This window comes from Methanomassiliicoccales archaeon, assembly GCA_029907465.1.
In the GTDB taxonomy this organism is placed as follows: Archaea; Thermoplasmatota; Thermoplasmata; order Methanomassiliicoccales; family JACIVX01; genus JACIVX01.
Genome location: JARYLV010000032.1, coordinates 1 through 10,796 on the forward strand (window position 1 = coordinate 1; position 10,796 = coordinate 10,796).

Sequence of the window (10,796 nt, forward strand, 5' to 3'; positions counted from 1 at the left end):
CGAGCCGATTCAAGCCCAAAAACCTTGTTCGCTGCCAAAGCGAGTGTCGCCATTTTTTCAGGGTCGGTGTGTGCATCAGGCCAGTAAACACCAACAGCATCCATTTGATCCACAGTCGCACTCTGTGTGAAGCAGACTACTGGAGGTCTGTCTAGCGGCTTTCGGTTGAGAGCTGCCATTACCCGATCTCTCGGTTTCATTCCGTTATCCACAAAATTTCCCTCCTATGGAATCATCAATAACCTGCTTTTTAACTTATCGAGACCGATCTACTTCAATGTTTCGCAAAAGATCACATTATTATCCATTTTGCGATCCATATATGCAACATTGTTTCATAAATCGTTGAATCTGCGCCGATAATTTTCTTAAATTCACCTCAGAGATCAGTAAAGCTTAGGGATGCCCATTGCTGTTGCCCTAACATCAATCCAGTTAATGAATTTCATTTCTTTGCCATATCCATCACAAAAGCGGCGCTCGCTGACGTCGAACTTCACCTGTATTTCACCCTCGACTCCAGCCGATTCAACACGTTCCCTGACAAAACGTCCGGCGTATGACTTTGCGGCAGCGAGTGCTTCCTCGACGTGCATATAATCGATGGGAGTTGTCCCCGGGGCAAAGACGAGGAACTTGCAATCCTTTGGATAAATATGCACTGTAACGGACTCAGTGACACGGCTGCACACGGCACCTACAGCGTTCCCTACGTCATGATGCTCAGGGACGATGACCTCTGCGTTTATCCTTTTCGCAAGAGGCTCTGCAAAAATTCTAGCCGGCGCGCCGATCGCAACGATGGGCCGGTCAAAAGTTGCTTTTAGATCAAGATTCCTGAATCGCTTCTCACCAGTGCATGCTTGCAGTACGTAAGTTAGCGCCTTTGAACCCGCTGATGTACCAATTTCATCAAAGATGATCTTGCGAATGATCTCCTCGCCAACACGTGTAGCCATACGTTCGAGCACTTTTGTAACGAATTGGTCACGCGAGAGATCTGTCTTGTTTGCAATAAAATCGACGCCGATTTCAGCCGCTTCAACGTCCCCTACTTGATAAAGTCCAGCGACATGCATAATGTCTGTTGGTGTTATTCCTGTTTGGAGTACGCGCCCCCTCTGTTTAAGATTATTGAGAACATCTCTCGTCAGCACAACTTCAGGGACGCCATCCATGATTTCAAAAAGTGCAGATGGCCCAACTTCATTTAAAAATCTGAGAATTCTCGCTTCATTTTCTTTTAAGCCAGAAAAGTCTTCAGATGCCGAAACATAAAAACCAGTATCAGAATACTTCTTCATCCGCTCTTTGAATCTATTTGATGACAGGGCGGCGATTGCGAGAGGCACGACCCGCTCCGGTCCGATGCAAATCTCGCCATCGTCATTAAGCCATATGATCGAATCCCCACCGAGCCCGCACGTCCAAATGTCAATTGCTTTGACACGCGTTCTCCAACCTCCGACGACAGCGCCCTCTTGAGTTAGTCTTGGGAAACCGCGCTCCATAAAAGCAATGTCCGTCGAAGTCCCTCCGATGTCGACAACGATGCAATCTTCAACATGACCCAGGACCTTTCCACCCATGAGGCTTGCAGCAGGGCCAGACAGAATCGTCTCAATTGGCCGCTCCTGCGCCATTTCAAGCGACATCAAACCGCCGTCACCCTTAAAGACCATGATCCGTGCTGCAAGATCTAGGTCTCTGAGGGATTTCTCGACCGAAGACATGAATTGCCTCATGATGGGAATTAATTTTGCATTGAGGAGAGCCGTGACTGTTCTCTCATAGATGCCAAGGTCACCAGTTAGAACATGACTTAAGACGACTGGAATGTCTGTGTGCTTCCTGATGATCTCTTTTGCTCTAATTTCATGGGCTGGATTGCATATGCTGAAAATACTCGATACCACCACCGCGTCGACATGATGTTGCATTTCTGTAATCGCCGATTCAAGCGCATCTTCATCGAGTGGCTCATTCTGATTCCCTACTGAATCGTGGCCACCTTTTATAAATCTGGAAATGTCACAACCAAGTTTCCAGTTGTCCTGAGGCTTCCAGCCAATCCCTATCAGACCTACGCGACCTCCTCGTCCCTGGAGCACTGAGTTTGTTGCGATTGTCGTCGAAATACCGACGAGTCCGATGTCTGCGTGTCTAAAACTACCAATCTTAAGAACCTCAGAGACAGCATTTCTTATACCAATCGAAAGGTCATGGTACGTGGTTGGTTTCTTCGCCTTTGCGAGAACTTTTTGGTTGGTTAAATCGACCACAACACCATCCGTAAAGGTGCCACCGGTGTCAATTCCAAGACCTAAACTGCAATCTTTAGATACGCCCTTTGCGTCAGTGATCGGCATTCAGACCACGCTATTGTTCAATATGAGGGACATCGAGATTTACAGACGATGTAAAAAAAATTACTAGAGGGCTGAGCCCTCAGAAACTAATTTACTTTTTCTTAAGAAGATCCTCTGCGATCTTCACAGCCTCGATCGCATCATATCCCCAAGCATCGGCACCGATCTGAGCTGCGAACTCTTTTGAAGTCGCACCACCGCCGATCATCGTCTTTACCGGTCCCTTCAACCCCGCTTCCTTGAGCATTCTTTCAAGCTCTCTCATTCCCGCGAGGGTTGGAGTCATAAGCGTGGATGTCGCCAGAATATCGGCCTTTTCGGCCTGAACTTTTTCAATGTATTTCTTGAGCGGCACATCTCTACCCATGTCAAATACCGTCATGCCAGCGCCAGTAAGCATCGCTTTGACGATGTTCTTTCCGATATCATGGACATCCCCCTCTACGACGCCGATGACAATCTTACCGCTTGCACCTGCAGCCTCAACTTTGAGTTTAGGAAGAACAACATCGAGTGCGGCGTACATTGTTTGGGCAGACAAAAGAACCTGAGGCAAGAAGTACTCCTTCTTTTCGTATTTCTCACCAACAACAGCCATTCCCTTGCTCAAACCATCGAAGATAATCGTTTGTGGTAGTATTCCCGCGTTGAGTGCTTGTTCCGCCAGCGGTTTTGCTTCTTTGATTTTCCCTTTTACAACGACTTCAGCTAGCTTGTCAAGAATTTCATTACTCATTCAGCGCTCCCTCCACAATTTGGGATGTGTTTTTGGATTGGGGTGCTCCATTATAAACCCTTTTATGGATGGATACACCATCCAACTCAATCCACATGTTAACAATTGGTGATTTAATCGGCCAAAAAAACAGGGATGTGCTCTCCACACGAGGGGCATCTGCCATCATGAAGGTAGACTTTCACCTGCGAAAATGTCGGACAGAAACGGCTTAACTCGCCCTTTTTTGAACATACCTTTTCGCTGACTGCTTCGCTTTTTCTTTCAACAACAATCGCACCGCACCGATGGCAGTATGTATTCTGATGTTCGTCCCCTATGACCCCTGCAAGGTAAGGATACTTGATTCCACATTTCTTCGCAATCTCATAAGCTTCCCTCAATTTCTCGATGGACTGTGGCGGGAGATGTGAAAGTCTGTATGAAGGCTGAAATCTGAAAAAGTGCACAGGAGTTTCCGAACCCAGTTCATCAACAACCCAATTTGAGAATCGCTCGATCTCATTAGCGCTATCGTTCGTCCCCGGGATGAGTAAATAGGTTAGTTCGACATGAACACCAGCCTGCTTTGCATCGACACATGTTTCAAGCACAGTTGGAAGCTGCGCACGACAATTCGTTCGGTAGAATTCGTCGGTGAACCCTTTCACATCGATATTTGCGACCTGAATGTGCTTAAATAGTTCATTGCGAGGTTCTCTCTCAATGAAACCATTGGTATTGATAACAGAAAAGAGACCGTAACTCTTCGCCTCCTTCGATACGTCAAGTACAAATTCGTACCATACGATAGGCTCATTGAAAGTCCATGCAATTGCGTCGACTCCCTTATCGACAGCTTCTCTCACGACCGCATCACTAGTCACAGACCGATATTCCATATCAGTGCCTGATGATCTTGCAATACTAAAATTCTGACAATTTGCACAATCCATGTTGCATCCAAATGTTCCAAGCGAATAGAGTTTTCCACCTGGCTTATAATGAAATATAGGTTTCTTTTCAATAGGATCGACGACCGATGCACAAATTTTGCCATAATTCGTCGATCGAAGAATACCCCGATGATTGGTTCTCGCCAAGCAGAACCCGCTATTGCCCTCACTGATGTAACACCGATGGGGGCATAAGAGGCATCTTACCCCTTCTCCCTCCGTGATCCAGTACCTCGCAACAGTCTCCTGCATCATCATTCCTGCTAGATTTAGTAATCATCCTCTTCGTATTGGGACGCTCCACAAACAGGGCACTTGATTTGGTTTTTCTGCAGGGGAAAACCACAGACAATACATTCAGGCACAGCCAACGACCTCTTTCGGTTTTTCAAGCGCCTTAGTGGCACCTCAATGAATTTTATGATATACTCATAACTTTTCATAGATTTAAATCTAAATTTAGTTTCCGTCTCTCAGCAAGGTTATTACTACACTAGCAGCTCCGCATCCTTTCAATGAATAGGAAAAGACATCTTAATTATCCAGACATATCATCTAGTTGTGAATGTCCAGTTACAAGGCTACTTCCAGGCGTGATGAAATCCTGTCAACAAATTGATCATTCGGAGAGAGATCTGATTGCTTCAATTCTCCCGAGTTTTAGGAGGCCAACCTCACTGCACGCAAAGACTTCTGCCTTTGGCAGATCTGCTTTTTGAAGTATAGGCGATAGGCAGTCATATGGCATCGCTCTCGCGATGTCGACTCCAATTGCAAGGGGGCTGAATGCGGGGAGAACGATGACTTTTTCCTTCCTAAGAAAGACAAAACACGGCAACTTGATCACCGCTCCCACACTATCCAAAATCTTCACGGATGGGTGCTCATGCCCCATGACAAGCGGTCTTCGATCGATATCTATATGACCGTGGGCAAAAGTCATATTACTTGTCGAAAAACTATCGAGGACTTCTATTCCCATTTTCGATGCAATTGTCTTGAGGTAATTGTCATGGTTCCCTTTAATGAGAGTAACATTTGAATGTTCGCGGAGTAACGAGAGTACCGATCGAACCTCATTCCATTCTTGTTCAAGATTCTTGCTAAATTCATGTTTTAAATCGCCGACGACGAGGATCCTATTCGGAGAATATTTATCGATGATCTTAATGAGGGAGTTCTTCATTGTCGTCGTCTGCATCCGTGGAATAAGAATACCCTCCTTTTCCAATGCTGATTCCATGCCGATATGGAGATCCGCAATTGCCACTAAACCTTCTGATTCATGAACGAGACAAAGATCATTTGCGATCAGAACTCCTGGCATTATCTCATAAACTTCCATTTTGGTACCGGCCAAGCAACGTCTTAACTAGGAAATATTTATTTCCTTCTCTCACCTAAATTTCCGCTTCAGGCAATTGGCTCTATCAATCGGGACCCACCATATTTATTCCCTTTTCCACGCACCATTCATTTTTATAGCAACGCCATGAAGAAAAGCACTTTCGCAAATCCCTACAAAAACTATTCAAGAGCTGTCAGTCTTTATAGGCGAAGAAATGATCCGGCGTTCTTTCATCATTCTGCCCTCTGTCGGAAGAGCTACAGAAATAGCGCTGTGGAAAAGGGGAATTAGCGAATGGGACAGCTTCATCAATGCAAAGTCCATAATCGGATTCTCGGGACGTCGAAAAGAAAAATGTGATAGAATCCTTCAGACGGCACAGAATTTTCTTGACTCAGGATATTCCCAGTATTTTGTTCGCATGTTGCCCTCACTCGAATACTGGCGACTTTATTCTTCATTTGAAAAAGATGCTGCATATATTGATATAGAAACTGATGGACTTCATCAGAATTGCAGGCTAACAATGGTCGGGATCCATCGAAAGGGAGAGACACGAGTGTTCATCAGAGGTTACGACCTCAACGAAGAGAACCTCCGTGAATTTTTATTAGGCTGTAAAATGCTCGTATCGTTCAACGGCAGTAGCTTTGATTTGCCGATCTTGCGACGCTATTTTCCCTTTTCGATCCCCGACGTTCCCCACTTTGATCTTCGCCATGCATGCAGTCGCATAGGTATGACTGGAGGTCTGAAAAATGTCGAGCGTCTCATTGGGATAAAGAGGGACAGGCCCGTGGAGTTTCTCACAGGTGAACATGCAGCTTATTTATGGAGGTTATGGGAAAAGAAAGGAAGTCGAAACGCCCTCGAACTTCTCAAGAGATATAATGAGGAAGATACTAGAAATCTCGTAACCATTGCAAAATATGCCTATCGGCAACTTGAAGACAAACTGATACAGTCCGCGGGAATGCAAGAATAGATGGGCAAGGTGAGCATGTGACACCGCCGAAAATATCGGATCTCCAGGGATTCACAAATGCGGCGAAGGATATCGCAGAGATCCTGCTCGGTGCTACCCGAGTTTCCATTATCGCCCACATCGATGCCGACGGCATATGCGGGGCATCAATAGCTTCGACCGCGCTTGAAAGGGAAGGGATCGAACACTCTGTTCGTTTTGTTAAAAGACTAGACGAAATGGAAATCGCACGGATCAACGGGGATCCAGCTGACGTGGTTTGGCTCGTTGACATGGGAAGCGGTGTGTATTCAAAAATCTCGCATCCCTGCGCGTGTGTGACCGACCACCATCTACCTGAACCAAGTGCTGGACAAAGAATGGCGAAAGGGAGGATCAGCCTTTTGAGTTTCCTTCAAAAGCACCTCAACCCCCATTTATTCGGCATCGATGGCTCTCTGCATATAAGTGGCGCTGGCACAACCTACATGGTCGCAAGGGAGATGGCAGAAAAGAACAAAGATTTAGCCCCTCTCGCGATTGTGGGGGCGGTTGGAGACCTCCAGGACTCTGCAGAATGTAGACTTACAGGAATCAACACGCTGATTCTTGAAGAGGCTAGAGAGCAGAAAAAAATGACAGCGATCCGAGATATTCGTATTTTCGGTAGGGAGACAAGACCTATCAGCAAAATGTTACAATATTCAACTGATCCAATACTCCCCCAGTTGACGAATGATGCAGTCTCGTGCGAAAGATTCCTTGCGCATCTTGATATTCCTCTCGTCGAGGGAGAGGTCTGGCGATCTTGGGTTGATTTAACATTTGAGGAAAAAAGGAAGATCGCATCAGCTCTCTGTCACCACCTACTCGATTCGGGAAGTGGCCACTGGGCGGTTAAGAGACTGATCGGCGATGTCTACATCATCGAAGACGAGAGACCGAAAACCGCGCTGCACGACGCAAAAGAGTTTTCAACTTTGTTGAACGCGTGTGGAAGGTACGGCGAGGGACATATTGGGATGAGAATATGTAAAGGTGACAGGGGCGAGGCACTCCAAAGTGGCATGCGTCTGCTTCAGAACCACCGAGGAAATCTGGCAGATGCAATTGCCCTTGTAAAAGAAGTGGGAGTAATAAAAGGGAGGGCTGTCCAGTACTTCCATGGAAGGGACGAAATACTAGATAGCATCGTCGGCATCGTGGCAGGAATGGTCCTTGGCTCAGGAGAAGTTTCTATCGACATTCCGATTGTCGCTTTTGCCTATTCTGAAGAGAATAAAGTGAAAGTTTCAGCAAGAGCTACGAGGGAACTTGTGAGAAAAGGTCTTGATCTTGCGGAAGCGGTTAAAAGGGCGTCGGAAAGAGTCGGCGGGATCGGAGGGGGGCATAACATCGCAGCTGGTGCTACGATCGACTCGGGAAAAGAAATGCAGTTCATCGAAGAAATTGAAAGGATTATTGAAGAGCAGCTATCAACGAGATTCACCGAATGACCTTTAGGAGGATCGCTTGTTGAGCGTGAAGCCTGTTTTCCGCCTGGTCGAATACGACACTCCGCTCACCGTCGATGACCTCGTCGGTAATCTCATGCCCTCTGTGGGCTGGAAGACAGTGCATCACGATGCAGTCACTTTTGGCATTCGCAAGAAGCTTCGAATTGACCTGATAAGGCGCAAAGACCTTCTCACGTTCTTCTGACTCATTTTCCTGGCCCATTGAAGTCCAGACATCTGTATAGACAACATCGGCGTCCTTAACAGCCTCATAAGGATCATTTATGACTTCTGATATGCAGTTTTTTCTCTTTGCAATCGACACCGCATCGGCGACGATTTCGTTGTTTGGCTCATAACCATTGGGGCAAGCGGCGACGAAATCCATTCCCACGATCGCAGCTCCGAGGAGAAGGGAATTACACACATTGTTCCCATCGCCCACATACGCCATCTTGATCCCTTTCAGTTTTCCCTTTTTCTCTTTCACTGTAAGAAGATCTGCCATAATCTGACACGGGTGTTCGAGATCATCAAGCCCGTTGATCACAGGTACTGTCGCATTTCTCGCAAGTTCGAGCATCATCTCATGGCTAAAGGCCCGGTACATAATGGCGTCAACGTATCTGCTGAGCACCCGGGCAGTATCGGCAATCGTTTCGCCTCTGCCTATCTGAAGATCTCTTGGACTCAGATAAAGAGCGTGCCCTCCGAGTTGGGCCATTCCAACTTCGAAGGAGACCCTCGTCCTCGTGCTAGGTTTTTCAAAAATCATTGCGAGCGTTTTTCCCTTCAGAGCCCCTTCTTTACTTACTCTCCCGCTCTTGAGATCAAGGGCCAGATCTAGGAGTTCATCGAGATCTGGTTCAAGGTCTCGGACTGAAATAATATCACGCTTCATGCTACTCGCTCATTGAATTGAGCTTTTAGATTTAATTGTTGTGAGTATTTCCGGACAATTCCACAGGTTCATGTTAACCAGAAGATGATTTCACAAAAATATATTGTCCACGAAATGGCGAATACCAACAAGTACTCGAATCTTCCCTGTATTTCAAATTCAAGATTAGTCGGTCGATCGACGAGAAAAACATTTATTTAAGGATAAATCTTCACTCTCGCCACATGGCCGGGATGGGGTAGTCTGGTATCCTGTGGGACTGTGGATCCCTAGACCCGAGTTCAAATCTCGGTCCCGGCCCTCTATTTCAATTGTTCAAATTCTCTTTCAAGAATGGAAAGATGGCGTTCCTCAAGCACGTCAGGATCCAGGGGGAGAACTAGAGCCGATTTCATCATTATTATATCGTCTCTGATTGAGAGCAGCGATGTCAGCACTCTGTCGATTGGATTATTCGAGATGATGTACTCAACACCATCAATCATCACGATTGCATTTTCACTTTTCCTAAGAAACTCACCAATGAGATGTTGCATGATTGAGAGATTCGTTGGGTCGATTTTGTCTGGACCAGGCTGACTTGCCAGCCAAATGACTGGCGTGTCAATGATTCCGTACCTCTCTCTAATAACATCTGGATAGGTTCTTGTTATGAGGAGCCCTTTTGAACCCTTCACAATTTGATCGAGAAAAATAGAGTACCAATTTCCCTGTTTTTCCTCTCAACGAGAAGGCATTGTCCCGGACCCAAACAAGGAATATTACCATGTGGCTCCGCTAATCCATTTCTTGCGATAGAGCCTCTTTCCTCCACTGGCATTACAATGAATAATTTCTGCTTGATAACAGCGAACATGAAGAAGAGGGCAGTAATGAGAAACCCAGGCGAAAGAAGGGATATGTTCTGAACACGAAGAGATTCAAGTATTAAAAGGATCAATGCCCACAGCAAAGGCGAAATGATGCCCATGGCCATGAGAACGCATTGAATTTTGGCACTCTTTATATTAGTCGCCCTATACGCCTTCGCAAGTACGAATACAGCTGCGAGCGCATAACTCACGAGAATGATTTCGAGCGCATAGATTGCAGGAGAGTCTGGAACACTCCAGCCCACGCTCGTCATCAGCAATTCATCAACAAGAAGGGGAGGAAATGATGCCGCCAGCATCAAGACAATCAGAAATTCGGTTTTGTGCTTGAAAATCCAGATTGATTCATTTCCTGATAGTAATAAGTAAGAAAGATAGAGAAAACCCCCGTAGATAAGCACAATGATGAAAAAAATTCCCTTGACAATGGCCCTAGCCCATTCTTCGCTGGCAATATTCATGAATATAAAATCCAAAAATCCCGCAATAAGGAAAAGTGACATGATTAGAACGAAAATCCTTGATGCGTGGAGAAAGGGATTCTTGAATATAACGTAAAGGCCTAAAGTAAACGCGATAATACCTGTGAGCGGGGAGATTAATGAATAGATCATATCGCCCTCGAGCATCCCAAAATCATGAGTGATTCCATTTGATTAAATTCTTTCTAATTTTTGACCAGTTAAGAATCAATGGTCAAACAAAAAAGAGCGACTTCATTTTAGAAAAATGAAGGGGCGCGATCCACAATAGTATGCCTCATCACAGAACCGGACTTATCAAATCACTGGACGGCATATGACCTACGAAAAAAACAAATCTAAAGAATCTGAAAGATTTAATAAAGTGAGGCGTGTATAAACGGGCGAGGTGCGGAGCGATGGTATGGAACGGTCCCCTAATCAAGCTCGACGAATTTCGATATGAAATTCCTCAGAGTTACAAGAAATGCATGAGAACGAGTAGCATTCTATATATCGACAGCAAAATGCTCGACGCCGTGAAAGCAGACAACGCCCCCGAGCAGGCAGCCAACGTGGCGTGTTTACCGGGAATTGTTGGCAAGTCGCTTGCGATGCCAGATATCCATTGGGGTTATGGATTTCCAATCGGTGGCGTCGCTGCGTTTGATGCAGAGAACGGTGTTATTTCCCCAGGTGGTATAGGTTTCGACA

Annotated in this window: 11 protein-coding genes and 1 tRNA gene; 4 read left to right on the forward strand and 8 right to left on the reverse strand. The window is 45.9% G+C overall.

All coding sequences use genetic code 11. The features are described from left to right. From QHH00_08215 to QHH00_08235, 5 genes are all read right to left on the reverse strand, one after another. Window positions 1-212, reverse strand: a 212-nt coding sequence (locus QHH00_08215; protein MDH7509356.1) for a uroporphyrinogen decarboxylase family protein, incomplete at its 3' end; no start/stop codon positions are given. Window positions 213-386: 174 nt separating this feature from the next. Beyond that, window positions 387-2,369: a hydantoinase/oxoprolinase family protein gene (locus QHH00_08220; GenBank protein MDH7509357.1), complete on the reverse strand. Its 1,983-nt coding sequence runs from the start codon at window positions 2,367-2,369 to the stop codon at window positions 387-389. A gap of 91 nt (window positions 2,370-2,460) precedes the next feature. Then, on the reverse strand, window positions 2,461-3,105 hold the full coding sequence (locus QHH00_08225) for a corrinoid protein (protein MDH7509358.1): 645 nt from the start codon (window positions 3,103-3,105) through the stop codon (window positions 2,461-2,463). Window positions 3,106-3,218: 113 nt separating this feature from the next. Beyond that, on the reverse strand, window positions 3,219-4,292 hold the full coding sequence (amrS, locus tag QHH00_08230) for an AmmeMemoRadiSam system radical SAM enzyme (GenBank protein ID MDH7509359.1): 1,074 nt from the start codon (window positions 4,290-4,292) through the stop codon (window positions 3,219-3,221). Window positions 4,293-4,659: 367 nt separating this feature from the next. Next, the gene (locus tag QHH00_08235; GenBank protein ID MDH7509360.1) at window positions 4,660-5,385 is read right to left on the reverse strand and encodes a metallophosphoesterase; all 726 of its coding nucleotides are present in this window, start codon (window positions 5,383-5,385) and stop codon (window positions 4,660-4,662) included. A 217-nt stretch (window positions 5,386-5,602) separates the two neighbouring features. On the opposite strand from QHH00_08235, the gene QHH00_08240 reads away from it, so the two are divergent. Next, on the forward strand, window positions 5,603-6,373 hold the full coding sequence (locus QHH00_08240) for a ribonuclease H-like domain-containing protein (GenBank protein ID MDH7509361.1): 771 nt from the start codon (window positions 5,603-5,605) through the stop codon (window positions 6,371-6,373). Between the two features lie 17 nt (window positions 6,374-6,390). Then, window positions 6,391-7,848 carry a DHH family phosphoesterase gene (locus tag QHH00_08245; GenBank protein MDH7509362.1) on the forward strand — a complete coding sequence of 486 codons (1,458 nt, stop codon included), beginning with the start codon at window positions 6,391-6,393 and terminating at the stop codon, window positions 7,846-7,848. Here the strand turns inward: QHH00_08245 and argF are convergent. Continuing rightward, window positions 7,838-8,749 (reverse strand): ornithine carbamoyltransferase, encoded by a 912-nt coding sequence (gene argF / locus QHH00_08250; GenBank protein ID MDH7509363.1) that lies wholly within the window; start codon window positions 8,747-8,749, stop codon window positions 7,838-7,840. The two genes, QHH00_08245 and argF, sit on opposite strands and share 11 nt — an antisense overlap. Window positions 8,750-8,976: 227 nt before the next feature. Here argF and QHH00_08255 point away from each other — a divergent pair. Further along, window positions 8,977-9,049: transfer RNA gene (locus QHH00_08255), tRNA-His, on the forward strand. A gap of 2 nt (window positions 9,050-9,051) precedes the next feature. Here QHH00_08255 and QHH00_08260 read toward each other — a convergent pair. Together QHH00_08260 and QHH00_08265 are read right to left on the reverse strand one after the other, a co-directional pair. Continuing rightward, the gene (locus QHH00_08260) at window positions 9,052-9,426 is read right to left on the reverse strand and encodes a DUF835 domain-containing protein (GenBank protein ID MDH7509364.1); all 375 of its coding nucleotides are present in this window, start codon (window positions 9,424-9,426) and stop codon (window positions 9,052-9,054) included. Next, on the reverse strand, window positions 9,423-10,250 hold the full coding sequence (locus QHH00_08265) for a hypothetical protein (protein ID MDH7509365.1): 828 nt from the start codon (window positions 10,248-10,250) through the stop codon (window positions 9,423-9,425). Before QHH00_08265 ends, QHH00_08260 begins: the two co-directional genes overlap by 4 nt. Before the next feature lie 251 nt (window positions 10,251-10,501). On the opposite strand from QHH00_08265, the gene QHH00_08270 reads away from it, so the two are divergent. Continuing rightward, the coding region (locus QHH00_08270; GenBank protein ID MDH7509366.1) for an RtcB family protein at window positions 10,502-10,796 on the forward strand (295 nt) is incomplete at its 3' end.